The sequence below is a fragment of the Teichococcus rhizosphaerae genome (genome assembly GCF_002631185.1).
In the GTDB taxonomy this organism is placed as follows: Bacteria; Pseudomonadota; Alphaproteobacteria; order Acetobacterales; family Acetobacteraceae; genus Pseudoroseomonas; species Pseudoroseomonas rhizosphaerae.
This window is the reverse complement of sequence record NZ_PDNU01000005.1, coordinates 25,682-47,156: the sequence shown is the minus strand read 5'-3', so window position 1 is coordinate 47,156 and position 21,475 is coordinate 25,682. Positions and strand designations below refer to the sequence as shown.

At 75.6% G+C, this 21,475-nt stretch carries 20 protein-coding genes; 11 read left to right on the top strand and 9 right to left on the bottom strand.

Annotated elements, in window-relative coordinates:
* Positions 1-32 precede the first annotated feature (32 nt).
* Positions 33-1,034: an 8-oxo-dGTP diphosphatase MutT gene (gene mutT, locus CR162_RS23065; RefSeq protein ID WP_099094492.1), complete on the top strand. Its 1,002-nt coding sequence runs from the start codon at positions 33-35 to the stop codon at positions 1,032-1,034.
* 49 nt (positions 1,035-1,083) lie between these two features.
* Positions 1,084-1,848, top strand: a complete 765-nt coding sequence (locus CR162_RS05240; RefSeq protein WP_099094491.1) for a competence/damage-inducible protein A — start codon at positions 1,084-1,086, stop codon at positions 1,846-1,848.
* Between the two features lie 89 nt (positions 1,849-1,937).
* Here CR162_RS05240 and CR162_RS05235 read toward each other — a convergent pair whose 3' ends face one another.
* The 7 genes from CR162_RS05235 to CR162_RS05205 form a co-directional block, all read right to left on the bottom strand.
* Positions 1,938-2,846 carry an NAD(P)-dependent oxidoreductase gene (locus CR162_RS05235; RefSeq protein ID WP_218014836.1) on the bottom strand — a complete coding sequence of 303 codons (909 nt, stop codon included), beginning with the start codon at positions 2,844-2,846 and terminating at the stop codon, positions 1,938-1,940.
* A 10-nt stretch (positions 2,847-2,856) separates the two neighbouring features.
* The gene (locus tag CR162_RS05230) at positions 2,857-3,828 is read right to left on the bottom strand and encodes a Bug family tripartite tricarboxylate transporter substrate binding protein (RefSeq protein WP_176559731.1); all 972 of its coding nucleotides are present in this window, start codon (positions 3,826-3,828) and stop codon (positions 2,857-2,859) included.
* A 121-nt stretch (positions 3,829-3,949) separates the two neighbouring features.
* Complete coding sequence (locus CR162_RS05225; protein WP_099094489.1) at positions 3,950-5,047, bottom strand: Ldh family oxidoreductase; 1,098 nt, start codon at positions 5,045-5,047, stop codon at positions 3,950-3,952.
* Between the two features lie 11 nt (positions 5,048-5,058).
* Positions 5,059-5,736, bottom strand: a complete 678-nt coding sequence (locus CR162_RS05220) for an RraA family protein (protein ID WP_176559730.1) — start codon at positions 5,734-5,736, stop codon at positions 5,059-5,061.
* 165 nt (positions 5,737-5,901) lie between these two features.
* Positions 5,902-6,840, bottom strand: a complete 939-nt coding sequence (locus CR162_RS05215) for a M14 family metallopeptidase (RefSeq protein ID WP_245870137.1) — start codon at positions 6,838-6,840, stop codon at positions 5,902-5,904.
* Between the two features lie 247 nt (positions 6,841-7,087).
* Positions 7,088-7,891, bottom strand: coding sequence for a DsbA family protein (locus CR162_RS05210; RefSeq protein WP_245870140.1), 804 nt, complete (start codon positions 7,889-7,891; stop codon positions 7,088-7,090).
* Between the two features lie 13 nt (positions 7,892-7,904).
* Positions 7,905-9,338: a M48 family metalloprotease gene (locus CR162_RS05205; RefSeq protein WP_176559729.1), complete on the bottom strand. Its 1,434-nt coding sequence runs from the start codon at positions 9,336-9,338 to the stop codon at positions 7,905-7,907.
* Here CR162_RS05205 and CR162_RS05200 point away from each other — a divergent pair.
* Together CR162_RS05200 and CR162_RS05195 are read left to right on the top strand one after the other, a co-directional pair.
* Positions 9,337-10,830, top strand: coding sequence for a gamma-glutamyltransferase (locus CR162_RS05200; protein ID WP_099094485.1), 1,494 nt, complete (start codon positions 9,337-9,339; stop codon positions 10,828-10,830). The genes CR162_RS05205 and CR162_RS05200 overlap by 2 nt on opposite strands.
* Before the next feature lie 46 nt (positions 10,831-10,876).
* Complete coding sequence (locus CR162_RS05195) at positions 10,877-12,040, top strand: pyridoxal phosphate-dependent aminotransferase (protein WP_099094484.1); 1,164 nt, start codon at positions 10,877-10,879, stop codon at positions 12,038-12,040.
* A gap of 52 nt (positions 12,041-12,092) precedes the next feature.
* Here CR162_RS05195 and CR162_RS05190 read toward each other — a convergent pair whose 3' ends face one another.
* On the bottom strand, positions 12,093-13,466 hold the full coding sequence (locus CR162_RS05190; RefSeq protein ID WP_099094483.1) for an aminotransferase-like domain-containing protein: 1,374 nt from the start codon (positions 13,464-13,466) through the stop codon (positions 12,093-12,095).
* A 70-nt stretch (positions 13,467-13,536) separates the two neighbouring features.
* Here CR162_RS05190 and CR162_RS23060 point away from each other — a divergent pair, with 70 nt between their 5' ends.
* Entirely contained in the window at positions 13,537-13,662 is a 126-nt protein-coding gene (locus CR162_RS23060; RefSeq protein ID WP_281254954.1) for a hypothetical protein, read from the top strand.
* 89 nt (positions 13,663-13,751) lie between these two features.
* Positions 13,752-14,147: a DUF983 domain-containing protein gene (locus CR162_RS05185; protein WP_099094482.1), complete on the top strand. Its 396-nt coding sequence runs from the start codon at positions 13,752-13,754 to the stop codon at positions 14,145-14,147.
* Between the two features lie 479 nt (positions 14,148-14,626).
* Here the strand turns inward: CR162_RS05185 and CR162_RS05180 are convergent, their stop codons facing one another.
* Positions 14,627-15,310, bottom strand: a complete 684-nt coding sequence (locus tag CR162_RS05180) for a hypothetical protein (RefSeq protein ID WP_141563076.1) — start codon at positions 15,308-15,310, stop codon at positions 14,627-14,629.
* Between the two features lie 35 nt (positions 15,311-15,345).
* Between CR162_RS05180 and CR162_RS05175 the strand changes: the two genes are divergently transcribed.
* From CR162_RS05175 to CR162_RS05155, 5 genes are all read left to right on the top strand, one after another.
* Positions 15,346-16,176, top strand: a complete 831-nt coding sequence (locus tag CR162_RS05175) for an aldo/keto reductase (protein ID WP_099094480.1) — start codon at positions 15,346-15,348, stop codon at positions 16,174-16,176.
* Positions 16,177-16,310: 134 nt separating this feature from the next.
* Positions 16,311-18,377 carry a proton-conducting transporter transmembrane domain-containing protein gene (locus CR162_RS22725; RefSeq protein WP_099094479.1) on the top strand — a complete coding sequence of 689 codons (2,067 nt, stop codon included), beginning with the start codon at positions 16,311-16,313 and terminating at the stop codon, positions 18,375-18,377.
* A complete protein-coding gene (locus tag CR162_RS05165) occupies positions 18,374-19,333 on the top strand; it encodes a respiratory chain complex I subunit 1 family protein (RefSeq protein ID WP_245870136.1) in 960 nt (319 codons plus the stop codon). The genes CR162_RS22725 and CR162_RS05165 overlap by 4 nt, the downstream gene beginning before the upstream one ends.
* Before the next feature lie 13 nt (positions 19,334-19,346).
* Positions 19,347-20,024, top strand: a complete 678-nt coding sequence (locus tag CR162_RS23055) for a hydrogenase-4 component E (protein WP_099094477.1) — start codon at positions 19,347-19,349, stop codon at positions 20,022-20,024.
* Positions 20,021-21,469: a proton-conducting transporter transmembrane domain-containing protein gene (locus tag CR162_RS05155; protein WP_099094476.1), complete on the top strand. Its 1,449-nt coding sequence runs from the start codon at positions 20,021-20,023 to the stop codon at positions 21,467-21,469. The genes CR162_RS23055 and CR162_RS05155 overlap by 4 nt, the downstream gene beginning before the upstream one ends.
* Positions 21,470-21,475 lie beyond the last annotated feature (6 nt).

Sequence of the window (21,475 nt, the reverse complement as noted above, 5' to 3'; positions counted from 1 at the left end):
CGCGCCGCGCCACGGGGCCTGGACCTTTCCGCATGAACACCGCCGAATTCGCCCCCCTTCGCACCGAGCGCCTGACGCTGCGGCCCCTGCGCGCCGAGGACGCGCCGGCGCTGCACCGGCTGATCAACGACTGGGAGGTGGTGCGCTGGCTCAGCCGCGTGCCCTTCCCCTATTCCCGCGAGCTGGCCGATGAGTGGATCGCCTCCACCCACAAGCGGCTGGCGGAAGGCTCCGCCTGGCACCTCGCCATTGTCGGCCAGGATGGCGACACCGAGGTGCTGGTGGGCTGCGTCGGGCTGACGCGGGAGCCGGATACCCGCCGCGCCGAGCTGGGCTACTGGATCGGGCGCCGCTTCTGGGGCCATGGCGTGGCGGCCGAGGCGGCGGGCCGGCTGGCCCGCTGGGGCCTCGCCAATCTCGACCTGGACAGCATCTTCGCCCATGCGCTGGAGGACAATGGCCGCTCCGCCGGCGTGCTGCGCCGCATCGGCCTGCGCGAGACGGGCAAGGGCGAGGTGCAGTTCCTGGCGCGCGGCGCCCGCCTGCCGGTGACGCTGTTCGAGGGCGGGCGCGAGGACCTCACCGCGCCCGTGCCGCTGCCGGAGACCTTCGTGGCCGAGCCGCCGCCGGACGCGAAGCCGATGCTGCTGGTGGCCGCCTGCGCGCTGATCGACCCCGATGGCCGCGTGCTGCTGGCCCGCCGGCCGGAAGGCAAGCCGATGGCCGGGCTGTGGGAGTTCCCCGGCGGCAAGCTCGACCCGGGCGAGACGCCGGAGGACGCGCTGATCCGCGAGCTGAAGGAGGAGCTGGGCATCGATGTCTCGGCCGCCTGCCTCGCCCCCTTCACCTTCGCCAGCCACGATGCCGGGCGGTTCCACCTGCTGATGCCGCTCTATCTCTGCCGCCGCTGGGAAGGCGCGATCACGGCGCGGGAAGGCCAGGCGCTGGCCTGGGTGAAGCCGCAGAAGCTTTCCGAATACGCCATGCCGCCGGCCGACAAGCCGCTGGTCGCGCTGCTGCGCGATTTCCTGTGAACCGGGCGGGGGATAGACTCCCCCGCGACGCCGCCCAGGGGATTCGCGCATGACCAATCCAACCGCCTGCCTGCTCATCATCGGCAACGAGGTGCTGTCGGGGCGCACGCAGGATGCCAACCTGAAGTTCATCGCCACCCGGCTGGGCGAGATCGGCATCCCGCTGCGCGAGGTGCGCGTCATCCCCGATGTGCCGGACACCATCATCGCCACGGTGAACGAGGTGCGGGCGAAGTTCACCTATGTGTTCACCACGGGCGGCATCGGCCCGACGCATGACGACATCACCGCCGAATGCGTCGCCGCCGCCTTCGGCGTGCCGTGGGAGCCGCATCCGGAGGCGTGGGAGCGGCTGGCCGCGCATTACGCGCGCCAGGACCCGCCGGCCGAGTTCAACGCCGCCCGCCAGCGCATGGCCACCATGCCGCGCGGCGCGGCGCTGATCGACAACCCGGTTTCCGTGGCGCCCGGCTTCATCATCGGCAATGTGCATGTGATGGCCGGCGTGCCGCGCATCATGCAGGCGATGTTCGAGGGGCTGGCGCCGAGGCTCGCCGGCGGCACGCCGGTGCAGTCCCGCGCCGTGCACGCCACCGGCATGCTGGAAGGCACCATCGCCGAGGGGCTGGGCGCCATCCAGGCGCGCTACCCGGAGCTCGACATCGGCTCCTACCCCTATTACCGCCCGGAAGGGAACGGCGTGGCGCTGGTGGCCAAGGGCACCGAGCCCGCGCGGGTGGAGGCGGCCCTGGGCGAGATCACCACCTTCATCACCGAGCTGGGCTACGTGCCGGTGCAGGGCGAGCCGCGCTGAAGGCAGGGCCGGCTGAAGGCAGGGCCGGCTGAAGACAGGACGGGGGCGCATGAACCCGCCCCCGGCGCCCCGCTTCCCTTTCCCGGCGCTCAGGCGGCGGGGGGGAGGCCGGAAAGCTCGGCCACCAGCTCGCCCAGCGCCGCCGAATCCATCCCCCCCCGGCCGCTGTTGACCAGCGCCTCCATCATCTGCGCCGCGAGCGCCGTGGCGGGCGCGAACACCCCGTGGTCCCGCGCGGCGCCGATCGCCAGCCGCATGTCCTTGCGCATCAGCTCGGCGCGGAAGCCGGGCTTCAAGGCGCCGTCCAGGTAGCGCTTGGCGTGCGCCTCCAGCACGGCCGAGCGGGCGGAGCCGCCAAGCAGCGCCTGGCGCATCGCCTCCGGGTCGAGCCCCGCCTTGCGGCCCAGCGCCAGCGCCTCGAACACCGCCTGCATGGTGGCGGTGATGATGAGCTGGTTGGCCGACTTGCAGACCTGCCCGGCGCCCGCCGGCCCGAGATGCGTGGCGCTGCGCCCGACCGCGCCGAACACGGCGGCGGCCGCCTCGAAGGCGGCGCGGTCGCCGCCCACCATGCAGGTCAGCGTGCCGTCCCGCGCGCCGGCCGGGCCGCCCGAGACGGGGCTGTCCAGCAGGTGGGCGCCGCGCTCGGCCAGCAGGCGCGCGGCGAAGCCGGCGGCGGGGGCGGCGGCGATGGAGGAGAAGTCGATCACCACGGCGCCGGGGGAGATCCCCTCCGCCACGCCGCCGGGGCCGAACAGCACCGCCTCCACATCCGGCGTGTCGGGCACGCAAAGGCCCACGCAGGCGGCGCCGCGCGCGGTCTCGGCGGGGCTTTCCGCCCAGCGCGCCCCGTCCGCCTCCAGCGTGGCGGCCTTGGCCCGGCTGCGGTTGTGCACGGCCAGCGCGAAGCCGGCGCGGCGCAGATTGGCCGCCATGGCGGCGCCCATGACGCCGAGGCCGACAAAGGCGACGGAAGCAGGCGGGGCGATCGGGGTCATGCTGTTCTCCTCAGCTCCGGCGCAGCGCGCCGCGGATGTCGTCCAGCAGCGTGTCCATGGCGCGCTGGAAGTCGGGGCCGCTGGCATAGCCGTCCACCTCGCGGATGCGCTCCATGAAGCGGGTCCAGGCGGGCGCCTTCATGCCCTCGCGGAAGCGGTCGTGGTGGTAGGTCACCATGGCGTCGGTCAGCCCCGCCGGGCCGATCCAGCCCTTCTGGTTGTCCGCCTGCACGTCCCAGCCCAGCTCGCGCAGCGTCGGCACCTCGGGCCAGGCGGGGGACCGCTCGGCGGAGGCGAGGGCGATCGGCACGATGTCGCCCGAGGCGGCGAGGCCGCCCAGCTCGTCCGAGGCCTGCACGCCGAGGTCGATCTCGCCCGAGAGCAGCGCCTGCGCCACCGGGCCGCCGCCGGTGTAGGGGACGTGCAGGAACTCGACGCCGGCGCGCCGCTCCAGCAGCAGGAACAGCGAGTGGGACAGGGTGCCGGCGCCGGCCGAGCCATGGGTGATGCGCCCCGGCTCGGCCTTGGCCGCCGCCATCACCTGCCGCATGTCGGAGAAGCGGCCGCCCTTGCCGCGCACGCAGATGAAGTGGCCGTTCCGCGTCAGGCGGATCACGGCGCGGAAGGAGGATTTCGGGTCGTAGGGCACCTCGCGGTGGGCGGGGATCGAGGTGCTCTCGCTGCCGCCGGCCAGCAGCAGGGTGTGGCCGTCGGGCGCGGCGCGGGCCACGAAGTCCGCGGCGAGCGCGCCGCCGGCGCCGGGGCGGTTCACCACCACCAGCGGCTGCGGAAAGAGCGGTGCGCAGGCCTCGGCGATGGTGCGGGCGATGATGTCGCTGCCGCCGCCCGGCGCGAAGCCGGCGATGAGCTGCACGGGGCGCGTCGGCTGCCAGCCCTCCTGCGCCAGGGCGGGACGGGCGCGCGGCAGGGCGGGGGTGGCGAGCAGGCCGGCCAGCATGGCGCGGCGGGGCATCCTGAACATGGCTATTCTCCCGTGGTTCCTGTTCTTTCTCGCGGCCGTCTGGCGCGGCCCGCTTGTTCCGGCGCGCGGCGGGCGGTCCCGCCGCGCCTGCCGGCTTTTCCGGCTCCGGGGCCGGGCTTCCTCAGGCCAGCACGTATTCGGCGCCGCAGCGGGCGCAGATCTCCCGCACATGCCGGTCGAGCGTTTCCGGCACGGGAATGCCGGCGGCGAGGCGGGCGGCGCGCTCGGCATCCTCCGGCTCGCCCGGGATCAGCACGGGGCGGTCCGCCCGGGTGGGGGGCGTGGCGCGCATCGTCGCCAGCAGCTCGCCCAGATCGGCCTCGAACGCCTCCGGCGGGCGGAAGGCGGCGGGGTCGATGGCCAGGAAGAAATGGCCGATATTGTCCGGCTCGCCGGGCTTCGCCGTGCGGTTGTGCAGCACGGAAAGGGCGCCGCCGGTCAGGGTGCCCGCCAGGATCTGCACCATCAGCCCGAGGCCGTAGCCCTTGTGGCCGCCGCCTTCCCCCGTGCCGCCGAGCGGGGTGAGCCCCCCCTCGGCCCGCTTGAACAGGTAGGCCATGCCCTCGGCGGCATCGGTGACGGGGCGGCCCTCGCCATCCACCACCCAGCCCTCCGGCATCGGCTTGCCGTTCAGGTCATAGACCTTGACCTTGTTGCCGGCCACCGTGCTGCTCGACATGTCCAGCACGAAGGCGGGCTCGCGGCCGGCGGGGGCGGCCAGCGCGATGGGGTTGGTGCCGAGCATGGGCTGCGCGCCGCGCGTGGGCACCACCAGCACGCTGCGCGCCGTGGTCATCACCATGCCGATGACGCCGCGCCTCGCCGCCAGCCGGACATAGTAGCCGGCGGCGCCGAAATGGTGCGAGTTGAACACCCCCACCGCGCCGATGCCGCCCGCCAGCGCCATCTCGGCCGCCAGCGCCATGCCCATGGCCGCCACGGGGTGGCCGAGCCCGGCGCCACCATCCACCAGCGCGGTGGCGGCGTTGCGCCGCGCCACGCGGGGCTTCGCCGACAGGTCGAGCTGCCCGCCGTCGCGCAGCGCCTCGTACATCATCAGCATCGACAGGCCGTGCGAGTCGATGCCCATGAGGTCGGTCTCCACCATGGCCTCGGCCGTGGTGTCGGCCAGCACAGGGTCCATGCCCCAGGCCAGCAGCACGTTCAGGATCTGCCGCCGGACACGCCCGGCGGGCACCTGGGCGACGGGAATGGCCATCTGCGCGGCCCTCAGCGGGTGACGGCGAAGCCCTTGGCGGCCAGGATCTGCTCGACCCAGCCACGGTTCCAGCCGGCGCCGCGGATGGCGGCGGTGGTGTCCGCCTCCTTGGCCGCGTGCGCCTCCGCCGCGGCGATCACCGCCTCCGCCGCCTCGCGCGGGACGACGACGACGCCATCCTCGTCCGCCGCGATCAGGTCGCCCGGGGCGACCACCAGCCCGCCGCAGGCGATGGGGTAGCCGATCTCGCCCGGCCCCTCCTTGTGCGGCCCGGCCGGCGTGGCGCCGAGCGCCCAGACGCCGAGGTCGAGCTGCGCCAGCTCCTTGATGTCGCGCACCGCCCCGTCGATCACCAGGGCGCCGACGCGGCGGCTGACGGCGTGGCTCGCCATCAGGTCGCCCGCCACCGCCATGGACAGGTCGCCGCCGCCGTCGCAGACGATCACGTCGCCCGGCTGGGCCAGGTCGATGGCGCGGTGCAGCAGCAGGTTGTCGCCGGGACGGACGCGCACCGTCAGCGCCGGCCCCACCAGCGCGCGGCGCCCGCCATAGGCCTTGAAGCCGCCGCGCATGGCCTGCATCCGGTTCATGACGTCGCCGATATTGGCGACCGGCAGCTTGGCCGCGCGGTCGATCAGCGCGGGGGCGACGCGGGTGAACTGCTCGGCGATGCGCAGGCCAATGGCCATCCTGGAAATCCTCCGGAGTGCTGGATGTCTTGAGCGGGCGAGGCATTCCGCCGGCTGCCGGCAGGGTGGCATGGGGTGTTCACTGTCGGCAATCCCCCCGCCCGTCCGCTCCGTTTGCGCCGGGGGGAGAGGGTTGGGCGCCGGCGCGCCCGGCGCCGCGGCGCGTCAGCCCTCGACGGGGTCCAGGAAGCGCGCCAGGCGCACGGCGGTGTGGCCGCGCATGGTGCGCGGGCTCGGCATCACCAGCAGGCAGTCGTCATGCGGGGTGCGGATCTCCGTTTCGCCATCCAGCGCCAGCAGCGTGTTGCGGCGGGGGATGACGGTGCCGCCGCGGAACGGCTCGACGAAGCTGAAGCTGTGCGTGCCGGCGATGACGGTGCGGGTCACCACCGCCATGCGGGAGGGGGCAACCCATGGAGCGGCCAATGGAAGGGCGGGCGGCGGCTCCAGCACCCCCGTCTCGCGCAGCAGGGCGGTGGCGCAGGCTTCCAGCGTGGCGAGCGTCGCCGCTTCCCAGTGCTGGCCGCCCTCCACCAGCAGGGCGGCCCGCCCCCCCTCCGGGCGGGTGAAGCCGCGATGGTCGATCAACCGCAGCCCGGTGGTGTGGCCCTGGTCCGCCACCACCAGCGGCGGCACGCCGAGCCGCAGCCCGAGCGCCTGCGCGCGCGGCACGCTGCCGCAGAGGATCAGCGGGTCGGAGGGCCAGAGCATGCTGTGCAGGTCGAGCAGCACGTCCACCGTGCCGATCGCCGGCAGCAGCTCCCGCGCGCGGCTCAGCTCCGCGCTCTGGCGCGGCCCGTTCAGCACCCGCTCGCACCAGACGCGGTTCAGGTCCTCGTCCACGTAGCGGCTGAGGGTGGGGTCGGCGGGGTCGAAGCGGGCAAAGGCGCGGAGATTGGCGAAGATGAAGGTGAGCCGCCCCCGCGCCGGGCGCATCCCCTGCTCGAGCCAGCGCGAAAGCAGCAGCGCGCCGGCGATCTCGTTGCCATGGATCAGGCTGCACAGCGCGACATGCGGGCCGGGCGCCTCGGCGGCGAAGCTCCACACCCCGGGCAGCATGTTGCCCGGCAGCCAGGGCCGCAAGTCCGGGACCGGCAGTTCCACCGGGAAATGCGGCAGAAAGGACCGGTCCGGCCCGCCGCTCATCCGCCCGCGCCCCGCGGGCCCGCCAGCGGGCGGAGAAGGCCAAGTCTCCCGGCGGCCCGGCGGTGGCCCGGGCGCGGCTCCGGCGCCTGCATGCATGCTCGCAAACCCATCCCCCCGCGAAGCTCTCCCGCCCTCACTCTATACGCAGGTGCGAGATGGGCAACGGGGCGGGGGCGTGGCGTTTCGGACCCAGCGCCTCGATGCCTCACTGGTCCTTGCGGCCGGCGCCCTCCCGCCGCGCCTGCTCCACCAGCTGCCGCAGCGCCGGCAGGTCCACCGCGCCCGGCACCAGCGTGCCGCCGATCACCAGCGCCGGCGTGCCCTGGATCGACATCTGCCGGGCCAGCTCCAGGTTGTGCCGCAGCCGCGCCTGGATGGCGGGATCCTCCATGTCGCGCCGCAGCCGCGTCCAGTCGAGGCCGACGCGCTCGGCCTCGACCCTCAACGCCGCCTCGGTGGGCTCGCCGCGCAGCTGCATCAGCGCGTCCTGGTACGCGGCGTAGCGGTCCTGGCGCTGCGCGGCCAGCAGGGCGCGGCTGGCCATCACGCTGGCCGGGCCCAGGACCGGCAGGTCCTTCATCACCACGCGGATCTGCGGGTCCTCGGCCAGCAAGGCCTGGATGGCGGGGTGCATCATCTTGCAGTAGCCGCAGCGCACATCGAAGAACTCGACGATGGCGAGGTCGCCCCGCGGATTGCCTCTCACCGGGTCGGCCGGGTCGCGCAGCAGGGCGGCGGACTGGGCGAGGATGGCCTCGCGCTGCGCCGCCGCGCGCTCCTGCTGCTCGGCCTGCTCCAGCGTGGCGAAGGCCTCGCGCAGGATGGAGGGGTCGCGCTTCAGCGCCTCGCGCAGGATCTCCACCACCTCGCCGCGCTGCTCGGGGGTGAGGGGCTGGGCCAGGGCGGGGGCCGCTGCCAGGGGTGCCAGCGCCAGGGGTGCCAGCGCCAGGAGCGCCACCCGCAGGAACGGCAGCACCGGGATGGCGAGGCGGGGGGCGCTGCGGGTCATCGGGGTCACGCGCTTATCGTCTCCGTCGTTCGTGCTCGCGCTCGGCGGCGCGCTGGTCGAGTGTCAGGTTGTCGCGCCGGGCGGCATTGCGAAGGTCGGCGGCGCGCAGCCGCGCGGGGCCGGGGGGCAGCGCCTCCTCGGCGCGGCGGGCCAGGAAGCGGGCGGCGGGGAAGTCCTCCTCCAGCATCGCCTCCTCCGCAAGGGCGAGGTCGGCCAGCGGCATCCGGCCGAGCCGGCCCTGGGCGATGCCGAGCTGGCGCCAGGCGAAGGCGGAATCGCGGTCCAGCGCCAGGCTGGCCTCCAGCTCGGCCACGGCGCGCGGCAGCAGCGCGGGCTCGCCCAGCTCGATCATCACCCGCGCATGGGCGGTGCGGATCAGCGGCTCGGCGGGGGCGAGGCGGGCGGCGGCGGCATAGGCGGGCAGCGCCTCGGCGGCGCGGTGTCCCTCGAACAGCACCTGCCCCTTCATCTCGTGCAGCCAGGGATTGCCGGGCTGTTCGGCCAGCAGCGAATCCAGCCCCGCCGCCGCCTCCGCGATGCGCCCCGACCGGAAGGCCATGATGGCGCGGGCATAGCGGGCGGGGGCGGAGGCGTCCTCCGCCGGATAGCGCCGCAGCACCAGGGCGGGATGGTCGAGGAAGCCGTGCAGCTTGGCCTTCGCCATGGCGAAGGCGCCCTCCAGCGCCGCCGGCGGCATGGCGCGGGCGGCGCGGCCATGGCGCATCCGCTCGCGCACGAAGTCCAGCCGGTCCCGCGAAAGCGGATGGGTGCGGAAATACGGGTCCTGCCGGCCCACCGCCAGCAGCTCCTGGTCCAGCAGCCGCTCCAGCAGGCGCTCCAGCCCGGCGGCGGACCAGCCCACCGTCTCCAGGTAGTGCAGCGCGGCCTGGTCCGCCGCCTGCTCCTGGCCGCGGGTGAAGGCGAACAGGCCGCCCAGGGCGCTGGCCTGCCCGCCCATGGCCACGGCGCCGAAGGCCTCGCCCTGGCCGGTGGCCACCGCCGCGCCGGCGCCGAGCAGCATGGCGGCGAGGGAGCGGAGCATCGCCATCCGCATCTCGTCGGGCAGCCGCGCCAGGTGGCCGCCGGCGATGTGGCCGGTCTCGTGCGCCAGCACCCCCGCCAGCTCCGAGGCCCCGCCCGCCTGCAGGATCAGCCCGGTGTGGATGAACATGCGGTTGCCGGTGGTGACGAAGGCGTTTATGGCCCGGTTCTGGATGAGGGTGATGTCCACCCGGGCCGGGTCGATCCCGGCGGCGCGGAACAGGGGATCGGCGAAGCCGCGGAGCATGCGCTCCGTCTCGGCGTCGCGGATCACCACCACGCCCCGCCCGCCTTCTCGTCCCCCGTCCCGTCCACCCTGGGCCGCCACGGTCCCGGGAACCAGCACCGGAGTGAAGAACGCCAGCATGAGCAGCAGCGCGCGGAACGGGGCCAGCAGCTTTCCCATGCCGGCCATTCTACCCCGAGCGGAGGGGGAGCGGCCAGGACGACGGTTCCGGCGGCGCGTCGCCCCGGGCCTTCCGGCGGCCGCCCCGCTGCTGGCCCTCGGCCTGGTGGCGCTGGCGGGCTGCGGCACCGTCGGCAACGCGGTGAGCGGCCTGACCGGCGGCGGCCCGGCCGAGGGCCAGCCCGGCTATGTTTCCGGCTTCCTCGGCGGCGCGGTGGCCGACGAGCCGCGCGCCGCGCTGGTGGCGCGCGAGGTGCTCTCGGTGGGCGGCACGGCGGCGGACGCGGCGGTGGCGGCGGGCTTCGCCATGGCGGTCACGCTGCCCTCCCGCACCGGCCTCGGCGCCAGCGGCGCCTGCCTCGTCTACACCCACAGCCGCAACGTGACCGAGGCGCTGCTCTTCCTGCCGCCTTCCGGCGCGGCGGGCGGCGGCGACCGCCCGGCGGCGGTGCCCATGCTGGCGCGCGGCCTGTTCGCGCTGCACACCCGCAATCCGCGCCGGCCTTTCGAGGAATTGATGGCGCCGGCCGAGCAGCTCGCCCGCTTCGGCGCCACCGTCTCGCGCGCCTTCTCGCAGGACCTCGCCGCCGTGGCCGGCCCGCTCCTCGCCGACCCGGGCGCCCGCGCCCTCTACGCCGACGCCACCGGCCGGCCGCTGGCCGAGGGCGAGCGGATGACCCAGGCCGATCTCGGCGCGACGCTCGGCGCGCTGCGCGTCTCGGGCGTGGGCGACCTGCACCAGGGCGTGCTGGCCCGGCGGCTGGAGGCGGTGAGCCCCGCCATCGGCGGCCCGCTGACGGTGGAGCAGCTCCGCCCGGCCATCCCGGCCGTGGTGCCGCCCCTGCAGATGACGGTGGGCAGCGACATCCTCTCCTTCCTGCCGCCGCCGGCCGATGGCGGCCTGGCCGCCGCCGCCGCCTTCCAGGCGCTGCAGGCGGGTGAGGGGGTGGACGCCGCCTCGCAGCGCGGCCTCGCCGTCTCGCAGGCCTGGCGCCAGGGCTGGGGGGATGCCGCCGCGCTGCTGGCGAGCCCGCCCGCCTTTGGCGGCATCGCGCCGGCGCTGCCCGCCTCGGCCGGGCTGATGACGCTGGACCGCGACGGCAACGCCGTCTCCTGCGTGTTCACGCTGAACAACCTGTTCGGCACCGGGCGCGTGGTGCCGCAGATGGGCTTCCTGCTGGCCGCGGCGCCGGGCGTCGGGCGCGTGGAGCCGCCGCTGCTGGCGGCCGCCCTGGCGCACAACGCCAATCTGCGCGCCTTCCGCTACGCCGGCACCGGCACGGGGCAGGCGGCGGCGCCGGTCGCGCTCGCCCTGCCGGCGGCGCGGCACCTGCTGAACCGCACCGGCATCGACGCGGCGGTGGCGGGCGTGCCGGAGCCGGGGCGCGGCAACGCCATTGGCTGCGCCGCCTACCTGCCGGGCAATTCCGCCCAATGCGCCGCCGCCACCGACCCGCGCGGGTCGGGGCTGGCGATCGGCGGCGGCCTGTAAGCGCGCGGGGAGGGCGCCGCCCTTCCCGCCGGGAGTTCGAGAACACATGCTGAAGACGGGCCGCGGGGCGGAAGCGCCCCCCTTCCTGGTGATGGACGTCATCGCCGCCGCCAATGCGCGCGAGGCCGCGCTGCCGCCCGGCGCGCCGGGGGTGCTGCGCATGGAGGTGGGGCAGCCTTCCACCGGCGCGCCGCGCGCGGCCGTGGAGGCCGCCATGCGCGCCCTCTCGGCCGGGGCGCCGATGGGCTACACGGAAGCCTTCGGGCTGCGCAGCCTGCGCGAGCGCATCGCCCGCCACTACGAGGAGAAGTACGCGGTCACCGTGGCGCCCAACCGGGTGGCCGTGACGGTGGGAGCCTCCGGCGCCTTTCCGCTGGCCTTCCTGGCCGCCTTCGACCCGGGCGACCGCGTGGCCATGGCCGCGCCCTTCTACCCGCCCTACGCCAACATCCTCACCGCCCTCGGCATGGTGCCGCAGCTGCTGCCCTGCGACGCCTCCACCCGCTTCCAGCCCAGCATCGCCATGCTGGAGGCGCTGGACCCGCGGCCCGACGGCCTCATCGTCGCCTCGCCCTGCAACCCGGCGGGCACCATGCTTTCGGCCGGGGAGCTTGGCGCCATCGCCCGCTGGTGCCACGAGAACGGCGTGCGGCTGATCTCGGACGAGATCTACCATGGCCTCTCCTACGGCATGGAGGAGACCACCGCCGCCGCGCTGAGCGACAGCGCCGTGGTGATCAACAGCTTCTCCAAGTACTTCTCGATGACCGGCTGGCGCATCGGCTGGATGGTGCTGCCCGAGGACCTGATCCGCCCCGTCGAGTGCCTGGCGCAGAACATGTTCATCAGTGCGCCCCATGTGGCGCAGGTGGCGGCGGAGGCCGCCTTCGGGGGCGTTGAGGAGCTGGAGGCGAACAAGGCCGCCTATGCCCGCAACCGCGACCGGCTGCTGGCCGGCCTGCCGGCGGCGGGGTTCGACCGCCTCGCCGCCGCCGACGGCGCCTTCTACCTTTGGGCCGATATCGGCCACCTGACCAATGACAGCGTGGCCTTCGCCGCGCGCATGCTGGCCGAGGCCGGCATCGCCGCCACGCCGGGGGTGGATTTCGACCCCGCGCGCGGCGGCCGCTTCCTGCGCTTCTCCTATTGCGGCGCCGAGGCCGCGATGGCCGAGGCGCCGGCGCGGCTGTACTCCTGGCTGCGCCGCTGAACCGACGGGGAAGCGGGACGGGCCGGGGAAAACCCTTCCCCTGGCCCGTTCCTCAGACGAAGGTCCCCATTCCCCCCGGCCCCCGCCCCAGCAGCGCCGCCAGCGCCAGCAACCCGCGCTCCAGCGCCTCCCGGCCCGGCGCCGCGCCAAGCGCGATGCGCAGCCCGCGCGAGCCCTCGCCAAAGGCGCTGCTCGGCACCAGCGCGAGCCCGGATTGCCGGGCTTCCGCCACCAGCTCCGCCTGCCGCCAGCCTTCCGGCAGGTGCAGCCAGAGGTGGTGCCCCTCCGGCTGTGCGCGCATCGCCCAGCCGCGCAGCACCCGCGCCGCCAGCGCCTGCCGCGCCACGCTCTCGGCGCGGATGGCGGCCGTGATCTCGCCGGCCACCCCTTCCTGCACCCAGCGCGTGGCCAGCGCCGCCATCAGGGGTGGCGCCATCAGCGTGGCGGCGCGCAGCTCGGCGCCGAGGCGCTGCGCCGCGGCCGGGCCGGGCGCCGCCACATAGGCGGTGCGGAGCGCGGGCGTCAGGCATTTCGACAGGGTGGCGACGTGCCAGGCGATGTCCGGCGCCAGCGCCGCCAGGGGCGGTGGCGCGGCGCGGGCCAGCGCGCCATAGGCATCGTCCTCGATCAGCGAAAGGCCGAAGCGGCGCGCCAGGGCGACGATGGCTTCCCGCCGCGCGGGAGGGAGGGTGGCGGTGGTCGGGTTGTCCAGCGTCGGCACGCAATAAAGGGCGCGCAGGGCCTCGCGCCCGCAGGCCTCCTCCAGCGCGGCGGGGACCAGCCCGTCCGCGTCCATGGCCAGCGGCACCAGCCGCACCCCCTGCCGCGCCGCTGCCGCGCGCAGCCCCGGATAGGTGAGGGCGGGCACGCCCAGCGCCGTGCCGGCCGGCAGCAGCACGCGCAGGATGGCGGAAAGCGCCGCCTGCGCCCCCGCAGCCACCACCAGCCGCGCTGGCGGCACCGTGCCCAGCCGGGGTGCCAGCCAGCGCGCGGCGGCGGCGCGGTCCGGCGCGGCGCCGAGGCTGTCCTGGTAGTGCAGCGCCATCAGCCCGCCGGACTCGGCCAGCAGCCCGGCCAGCCCTTCCTGGATGCGGGCGCGCAGCCGGGCCGCCTCGGGTTGCGGCGGCATGTTCATGCTGAGGTCGATGACCGGGGGCACGGGCGGCCCCACCGCCTCCGCCGCCGCGGCGCGGATGAAGCTGCCGCGCCCGGCCCGCGCTTCTGTCAGCCCCATCTCGCGGGCCAGGTTGAAGGCGCGGGTCACGGTGGTGAGGTCGAGGTCGAGGGCCGCGGCCAGGGCGCGCTGCGGCGGCAGGCGCTGGCCGGGCGAAAGGCGGCCGGCGCGCAGATCGTCCCGCATCGCCCGCGCGATCGCCTGGTAGCGCGGGCTGCCATCCGCGGGGAGGTCCGGCTTCCAGGAGGACATGCGGCGGGCGCTCCGGGCACTTGGCCGGCGGGCCGGCAGGAAGGGAAGGCGGAAGGATAAGGCAACACGTATGGATGAACAATCCATGCAAAACCCGCGGCGGCTCTCTTTCGAATCTTTGCAGGAACATGCTTATTGCCTGAATTTGTTGGCCGATCTGGCCGGTGAGGGCAGGCAGGCTTCCATCGCTGCTTGACCGCGCATCCCTGCATTGCCCATACAATCGGGCGGCGACGGGACGGCCTGGGGCGCCGGCCAGCACACCCGCCACGGAAAGGAACCGCCATGTCTCCCGAGAAGCAGTGGCCGGCCCTGCCGCCCACCCGCACCGGCCTTCGCGGCCGCTGCCCGCGTTGCGGCGAAGGCCACATCTTCCAGGGCTTCCTGAAGATGCGGCCCTCCTGCGAGGTGTGCGGCCTGGACTACAGCTATGCCGATCCGGCCGATGGGCCCGCCTTCTTCGTCATCTGCTTCGCCTGCATCCCGAGCGTGGTGCTGGCGCTGTTCATCGAGGCGAAGTTCGAGCCGCCCTTCTGGGTGCATCTCGTCACCAGCATCCCCTTCATGCTGCTGACCTGCATCCCGCCGCTGCGGCCGCTGAAGGGCTGGCTGGTGGCCACCCAGTATTTCTACAAGGCCGAGGAGGCCCGCTTCACCCGCAAGGCCGGGCCTGGCCGCTGAGTTCTTGGCCGCTGAGCCCCTGGCCGCAGAACCTTTGGCCGCTGAGCCCCTGGCCGCTGAGCCTCTGGCCGCTGGGCGCCAGGCCGCTGGATGCCGGGCGGCCAGCATAGGCAACCGCGCGGCCTGCCCGGCCGTTCAAGCGCCGGCCGGAGAAAACGGAGGGCGCGGATGATCATGGGTTCCAGCGGACGTTCCAGCCGGGTTTCCGGTGGGGGTTCCAGCGGAGGGTTCGGCCTCCGCCGCCTGCCGGGCTTCCTTTCGCGGCGCAACTTCCTGCGCGGCTCCGGCACGGGCGTGGTAGCGGCCTCGGCGCTGGCGGCCGGTCCGCAAGGCGCCGGGGCAGCGGCCAGCGGCGGGGAAGGCATGCGGGATGCATGGCCGGTTGAGGCCCCTGGCCGCCCGGAACAGTGACCAGAACAGCCATCAAGGCCATCGCCAGGGCCGCCACGAGACCCCGGGCGGCTGAGCGGAGGGCCGCCTCAGTTCGGCGCGAAGAAGCGTTGCAGCCGTTGCAGCATGTCCCGCAGGTTGAAGGGCGGGGGCGGCTCCTCCGCCTGCTCGGCCGGCGCCCGGGCCCGGAAGGCGGCCAGCGCCGCCGGGGTGCCGGAAAGCGGCAGCTCGCGCGGCGGCCCCTCGGCGGTGGCGCTGCCCAGGCCCAGAACGCGCAGCAGCACGCGGTCGGCCACCGCCAGCTCGGCGGCGGCGCGCGCCGCATCCTCCGGACGGGGGGCGCAGACCACCGAGCGCCCTTCCAGCCCGCAGGGCATCTCGAACAGGGCGTTGGGCGGGAAGCGCAGCTGCACCGTGCCGGTCAGCGCCAGCAGGCCGCGCGTGGCGCTTTCCAGCCCCAGCTCGCGCGCCGTCACCACCGGCACCAGCCGGCCCCGGCGCGGCGCCACCTCCAGCGCCAGCGCGCCCTGACTGTCGGTGGCGGGCTCCACCGGCTGGTTGTGGGTCATGCGGCAGGTGGAGCGGTCGGTCATCGGGTCCGCGGCGCAGGTGAGGATCCATGGCCCGTGGCTTTCCGTGGCGGCGCGGGCGGGCGCGGCGGCAAGGCCAGCGGCGAGCAGCAGCCCGAGGCCGGCCAGGGCAGGGGCCAGGGCAGGCACCAGGGCAGGGGCCAACGCAGGGCCGGGCGGGGCGAGGGTGACGGTGCGACGCATGTTGCGCAACATAGGAAGGCGGAGAGGAGCTTGCCATGAACACCATCACCCTGCCGGATGGCCGCGGCGTTCCGGTGCTCGGCCAGGGCACCTGGCGGCTGGGCGAGCGGGGCGCCGACCGCGCCGCCGAGGCGCGGGTGCTGCGCCTCGGCCTCGACCTCGGCCTGACGCTGATCGACACGGCCGAGATGTATGCCGAGGGTGGCGCGGAGGAGGTGGTGGCCGAGGCCATCGCCGGCCGGCGGGACGAGGTGTTCCTGGTCACCAAGGCCTATCCGCAGAACGCCTCCCGCGCCCGGCTGCCGCAGGCCTGCGAGCGCAGCCTGAGGCGCCTGCGGGTGGAGACGATCGATCTCTACCTGCTGCACTGGCGCGGCGCCGTGCCGCTGGCCGAGACGGTGGAGGCGATGCGCCGGCTGGTGGAGCAGGGCAAGATCCGCGCCTGGGGCGTTTCCAACCTCGACGTGCCGGACCTGGAGGAGCTGGGCACCGCCCTGTCCGAATGCGCCACCGACCAGGTGCTCTACAACCTCGAGGCGCGCGGCGCGGAGTTCGACCTGCTGCCCTATGCGGCGCGGCTGAAGATGCCGGTGATGGCCTATTCGCCCGTGGGGCAGGGCGGCGCGCTGCTGGACCACCCCGCGCTGCGGCGGGTGGCGAAGCGCCAGGGCATCACGCCCGCGCAGGTGGCGCTGGCCTGGACGCTGCGCGCGCCCGGCCTCATCAGCATCCCCAAGGCCGCCACCGAGGCGCATCTGCGCGAGAACGCCGATGTCTGGAAAACGGTGCTGACGCCGGAGGACCTGGCCGAGCTGGACGGCGCCTTTCCCCCGCCCCGCCGCAAGCAGCCGCTGGAGATGCTCTGAGGTGGCGCCGTGCCGCCCGGGCCGGTCTCCCCACGCGGTTTCAGGCCGTTGGGGCCGCACACCGCTTTGTCGTTTCCGCCCGCGCGGGGCGGCGCCTATCCTGCCGGGGTGACATGTCCTGACCTCCGCGCGCCGTGACCGCGGCGCTCGTCCTGCCGCCCTGCCTCCTGTTGCTGCTGGCCGCCGCCGGGGCCCTGGCGGGCCGGTGGCCCGCGCCCGCCGGCCTGCCCATGGCGCGGCTGGTGCATGGCGGCTGCGCCGCCGTCTCGGCCGGGCTGGCGCTGCTGGCGGTGCTGGCGCTCGCGCAAGGCGGGGTGGCGGCGGCGCTGCTGCCGCTCGGCCCGCCCTGGGCGCCGCTGAGCCTGGGGCTGGATGCGCTGTCCGCCTGGTTCCTGCTGTTGCTCGGGCTGGCCGGGCTGGCCGCCGGCCTGTTCGCCTGGGAGCGCGAGGGGGCCGCGCCGCCGCGCCGGCTGCTGCCCTGCCCGCTGCTGCTGGCGGCCATGGCGCTCACCCTGCTGGCCGCCGATGCCTTTACCCTGCTGCTGGGCTTCGGGCTGATGTCGGTGGCCGCCTGGGCGCTGCTGGCCGCCGCACCCCCCGAGGCGGGAGAAGGGGCGGAGGCGGGCGCCGCGGCGCGGCACTATCTCGGCTTCGCGCTGTTCGCCGCCGCCTGCCTGGTGCCGGCGGCGGGGCTGATGGGCGGGCCGGCGGGCGACCTTTCCTTCGCCGGTCTGCGGAACGCGCCGCCGCAGGGCTGGGTGGCGGTGGCGGTGCTGGCGCTGGTGCTGCCGGGCGCGGGGGCCATGGCGGGGCTCGTGCCGCTGCATGGCTGGCTGCCGCTGGTCCAGCCCGCCGCGGCGGGGCCGGCCTTCGCCCTGCTTCCGGGCGTCGCGGCCCCGGTCGCGCTCTATGTCATGGCGCGCCTGCTGCTCGATCTCGGCGGGCTTGGCCAGCCGCTCTGGTGGGGCGCCCCGCTGATGGTGGCGGGCGCCGCCTCGGCCGTGCTGGGCGCGCTGCGCGCCGGGCAGGAGCGCGACACGGGCGTGCTGCTGGCCTGCTCCGCCATCGGCCATGCCGGGCTGGTCACCCTGGCGCTCGGCCTCGCCGCCACGCTGCGCGCCGCCGATCTCGGCCCGCTGGCCGCACTGGCCGCCGCCGCCGCGCTGCTGCACGCCCTGGCGCACGGGCTGTTCACGACGCTCCTCCTCCTGGTGGCCGGCGAGGTGCGGCACGCCGCCGGCTCCCGCCACCTGGACCGGCTGGGGGCATTGGTGCACGCCATGCCGGTGGTGGCGCTCTGCGCCCTGCTCGGCGCCGCCGCCGCCGCCGCCCTGCCGCCGCTGTCCGGCTTCGCGGGGGGGTGGCTGCTGTTGCAGGCGCTGCTCGGCGCCTGGCGGGTGGGCGAGCTGGGCTTCCAGCTCCTGGTTGCCGCCTGCACGGCCCTTGCCGCGCTTTCGCTGGCGCTGGGCGCAGCCGCCATGCTGCGCTTCTGGGGCCTCGCCTTTCTCGGCCGCCCGCGCGGGCCGCGCACCCTGGGCGCGCAGGAGGCGCCGCCGGTGGTGCGCGCCGCGCTCATGGGCCTGGCCGGGCTTGCGGTGCTGCTCGGCCTGCTGCCGGGCCCGCTGCTGATGCTGGGCTCGGGGGCCATCGCCGCGCTCAGCGGCCATCCTGGCCTGGCCGAGGCGGCGCCGCTTTCGGTCAGCCCCTCCCTGCGGGGCTCGGACTATGCGCCGCTGCCGCTGGCGGTGCTGCTCGGCCTGCTGGGGGCGGGGCTGGTGGCGCTGCGCCACCGCCTCTCGCCGCTGCCGTCCCGGCGCGGCCCGGCCTGGGATGGCGGCTTCCAGGCGCCGCCGCCGCACCTGCCCTTCGGCGACCCGGCCACCCAGCCCAGCGCCGACGGCTTCGCCCGGCCGCTGCGCCGGATGCTGGCGGACATGCTGGGCGGAACCCGGGGCGGGCACCCGCCGCCACCCCCGCACGACACCGGCCCCGCCCGGCCGGAGGACGGCTTCCGCGGCCCGCCGCGGGGGCGGGTGCCGGGCTTCCTCGCCACCTTATGGGAGCGGCTGGCGGCGGCGGCGGAACGGCTCGGGGGCCCTGGCCCGCGGCAAGGCCTGGTGCTGGGCTTCGGCACGCTGGCGCTGCTGCTCCTGCTGCTGGCGCTGCTGCCCGAGGGAATGCCGGGCGGGCCGGCGCCGTGACGCTGTTTCCCGCGATCCTCACCCAGCTCCTGCACGCCGCGCTGCTGGTGGCGCTGGCGCCGCTGCTGGTGGGGCTGGTGCGCTGGCTGAAGGCGCGGCTGCTCGGCCGGCGCGGCGCCCACCCGCTGCAGCCCTGGCGGGACCTGCGGAAGCTGCTGCGCAAGCAGCCGGTGCTGGCCGAGGGCGCATCCCCCGTTTCCGTGGCCGCCCCCTATGTGGCGCTGGCGGCGACGCTGGCCGCCGCGCTGATGGTGCCGGGCTTCGCCCGCGGCATGGCCCTGGCGCCGATGGGCGACCTCATCCTGGTCGGCGGCCTGCTGGCGGTGGCGCGCTGCGCGCTCGCCCTGGCGGGGATGGATGCCGGCACCGCGCTGGGCGGCCTCGGCGCCGCGCGCGCGATGGGCTTCGCCAGCCTCGCCGAGCCGGCCTTCCTGCTGGCGGTGATGGTCCTGGCCATGCTGGCGGGCACCACCAACCTCGACGGCATCGGCGCGGCGCTGGGGGAAGGCCCGGCGGGGCTCCGCCTCCCGCTCGGCCTCGCGCTGCTGGCGCTGCTTGCCGTGGCGCTGGCCGGAAACGGGCGCCTGCCGGTGGACAGCCCCGGCACCACCCTGGAGCCGGCCATGGTGCAGGAGGCGATGCTGCTGGAGGCCTCGGGCCGCCACCTGGCGCTGTGGGAGATGCAGGCCGCGCTGCGCCTCGCCCTGTGGCTGTCGCTGCTGGCGGCGGTGTTCCTCCCCTTCGGCACCGCCCCGGCGGATGCGGGCCCGCTCGGCTGGCTGCTGGGCCTCGCCGCCTGGGGGCTGAAGCTCGGCCTGCTGGCGCTGGCGCTGGCGGCGTTCGAGGCGGCCGCCGCCCGGATGCGCGTCCTCCGCGTGCCGGAGTTCCTGGGCGCGGCGCTGCTGCTGGCGCTGCTCGGGGTGGTGCTCCTGTTCCTTTCCAACGGCTTGGCCTGAGGGGAGGCGCGGCATGGGCACCGGCCAGCTTTTCCACGACATGGCGCAGCTGCTGGGGGGCGGCATGCTGCTGTTCTCCTTCGTGATGCTCTACCGGCGGCGCGTCTCCGGCGTGATCGGCGCCTTTGCCGCGCAGGCGGCGCTGCTGGCGCTGGCATTGATGTGGCAGGGCTGGGCGCAGGGCGCGCCGGGCCTTTACCTCGCCGCGCTGCTGGCGGCGGCCAAGGCGGTGCTGCTGCCGCTGGCGCTGCGCCGGCTGGCGCGCCGGCTCGGCCTGCACCCGGCGGTGGAGCCCGCGATCGGCATCGGGGCCGGCATGGCGGCGGGTGTTGCGCTGGTGGCGCTGGCGCTGGCGGCGCTGCCGCCTTCCGCCGCCGGCGCCCTGCCCCAGCCGCGCGGGGACCTCGCCATCCCCCTTTCCGTGGTGCTGCTCGGCCTGCTGATGACAGTCACGCGGCACGGCGCCATCAGCCAGGTGCTGGGCCTGCTCAGCCTGGAGAACGGGCTGGCGCTGGCGGCCTCCGGCCTGGGGGGCGCGCCGCTGGTGCCGGGGCTTTCGGCCGCGTCGCTGGTGCTGGCGCTGGCGGTGGTGGGCGGCTTCCTGGTGTTTCGCCGGCATGGGGTCCTGCCCGGCCCGGATGCCCCCCTGCCGGCCCGGCGGGGCGCCGGGCGGGAAGGGGAGGGCGCATGATCCAGCCCGCCTGGCTCGTGCTGCTGCCGCTGCTGGGGGCGGCGGTGCTGGCCCTCATCCCGCGCCAGCGCGTGGCGGCCCTGCTCAACATCGGCCTCTCGGCGGCGGGGTTCCTGCTGTCCCTGGCGCTGCCGGCGCTGGAGCGCGGGCCGGCGGGCCTGCTGCACCTGGATGCGCTGAACCTGCCGCTGCTGCTGCTGTCCGGGCTGGTGGGCCTTGCCGCCTCGGTGTTCTCGGCGGCCATGCTGCCGGCGGAAGGCTTCGGGCCGCGCGCCGGACGGGCCTACCACGCTGGCTTCCAGCTCTTCCTCGGCGCCAGCCACCTGGCGCTGCTGGCCGGCGATCTGGGTCTGATGTGGGTGGCGGCCGGACTGGCGACGCTGGCCGGCGTGCTGATGGTGGCGCTGCGCCGCACCCCCGCCGCCATCGGGGCGGCGTGGCGGTTCCTGATGCTGGGCGGGCTGGGGCTCGGGCTGGCGCTGTTCGGCACGGTGGTGCTGGCGCTGGCGGCGCAGCCGCCGGCGGGGGAGGGCGTGGCCTCGCTTTCCCTCGCCACCCTCGCCCGCGTGGCGCGGGAGGCCGATCCGGGGCTGATGACCCTGGCCTTTGTCTTCCTGCTGGTGGGCTACGGCACCCAGGCGGCCCTCGTGCCGCTGCATGCCTGGCTGCCCGATGCCCAGGCCGAGGCGCCGGCGGTGGTTCCGGTGCTGCTGTCCGGCCTGCTGATGAACGTGGCGCTGCACGCCATCCTGCGGGCCAAGGCCGTGGTCGGGCTGAACCCAGGCCCCCTGCCGCCCGGCGCGCTGATGGTGGCGCTGGGGCTGGCCTCGCTGCTGCTGGCCGCCTTTGCGCTGTGGCGGCAGCGGGATGCGCGGCGCCTCCTCGCCTGGAGCGGCATCGGGCATGTGGGGCTGGCCAGCTTCGCCTTCGGCCTGGGCGGGGCGGCGTCCATGGCGGGGCTGCTGCACATGCTCGGCCACGCCCTGGTGGCGGGGGCCGGCTTCATGGCCCTGGGCCGCGCCATGGCGCTGGGGGGCGGCCCGCGCGTGGCCGGCCTGGGCGGGCTGGCCCTGTCCCATCCCGCGCCGGGCTGGACGCTGGCGCTCTGCCTGCTGGCCCTGGCCGGGCTGCCGCCCTTTTCCCCGTTCGCCAGGCTGTTCCTGATGGCGCAGCAGAGCGTGGTGCGGCTGCCCTGGCTTGCCCTGCCGCTTGGCCTCGGCCTGCTGGCGGGGGCGCTGGCCATGCTGCGCGCCGCGCAGCATCTCTGCCGCGGCCCGGCCAGTGCCGAGGCGCCGCGGGAGGCTGATCCGCCGCCGCTGCCGGGCGCGGAATGGATGGCGCTGGCGCCGGCACAGCTTCACCTGCTGCTGGCGCTGATCCTGGGCCTGGCCCTGCCGGCGCCGCTCGCGGCGCTTCTGGCCGAGGCGGCGAGGATCGCCGGATGACCTGCC

Coding starts and splice junctions, on each gene's coding strand:
- CR162_RS05225 (WP_099094489.1), bottom strand. CDS start 5,047: ATGGCCATTCCCGTCGCCCAGGTGCCCGCCGGGCGTGTCCGGCGGCAG.
- CR162_RS05185 (WP_099094482.1), top strand. CDS start 13,752: ATGTCTCCCGAGAAGCAGTGGCCGGCCCTGCCGCCCACCCGCACCGGC.
- CR162_RS05155 (WP_099094476.1), top strand. CDS start 20,021: ATGATCCAGCCCGCCTGGCTCGTGCTGCTGCCGCTGCTGGGGGCGGCG.
- CR162_RS05210 (WP_245870140.1), bottom strand. CDS start 7,891: ATGACCCGCAGCGCCCCCCGCCTCGCCATCCCGGTGCTGCCGTTCCTG.
- mutT (WP_099094492.1), top strand. CDS start 33: ATGAACACCGCCGAATTCGCCCCCCTTCGCACCGAGCGCCTGACGCTG.
- CR162_RS05230 (WP_176559731.1), bottom strand. CDS start 3,828: ATGTTCAGGATGCCCCGCCGCGCCATGCTGGCCGGCCTGCTCGCCACC.
- CR162_RS05200 (WP_099094485.1), top strand. CDS start 9,337: ATGCCGGCCATTCTACCCCGAGCGGAGGGGGAGCGGCCAGGACGACGG.
- CR162_RS23055 (WP_099094477.1), top strand. CDS start 19,347: ATGGGCACCGGCCAGCTTTTCCACGACATGGCGCAGCTGCTGGGGGGC.
- CR162_RS05220 (WP_176559730.1), bottom strand. CDS start 5,736: ATGGCCATTGGCCTGCGCATCGCCGAGCAGTTCACCCGCGTCGCCCCC.
- CR162_RS05175 (WP_099094480.1), top strand. CDS start 15,346: ATGAACACCATCACCCTGCCGGATGGCCGCGGCGTTCCGGTGCTCGGC.
- CR162_RS05205 (WP_176559729.1), bottom strand. CDS start 9,338: ATGGGAAAGCTGCTGGCCCCGTTCCGCGCGCTGCTGCTCATGCTGGCG.
- CR162_RS05180 (WP_141563076.1), bottom strand. CDS start 15,310: ATGCGTCGCACCGTCACCCTCGCCCCGCCCGGCCCTGCGTTGGCCCCT.
- CR162_RS23060 (WP_281254954.1), top strand. CDS start 13,537: ATGGATGAACAATCCATGCAAAACCCGCGGCGGCTCTCTTTCGAATCT.
- CR162_RS05240 (WP_099094491.1), top strand. CDS start 1,084: ATGACCAATCCAACCGCCTGCCTGCTCATCATCGGCAACGAGGTGCTG.
- CR162_RS05190 (WP_099094483.1), bottom strand. CDS start 13,466: ATGTCCTCCTGGAAGCCGGACCTCCCCGCGGATGGCAGCCCGCGCTAC.
- CR162_RS05235 (WP_218014836.1), bottom strand. CDS start 2,846: ATGACCCCGATCGCCCCGCCTGCTTCCGTCGCCTTTGTCGGCCTCGGC.
- CR162_RS05195 (WP_099094484.1), top strand. CDS start 10,877: ATGCTGAAGACGGGCCGCGGGGCGGAAGCGCCCCCCTTCCTGGTGATG.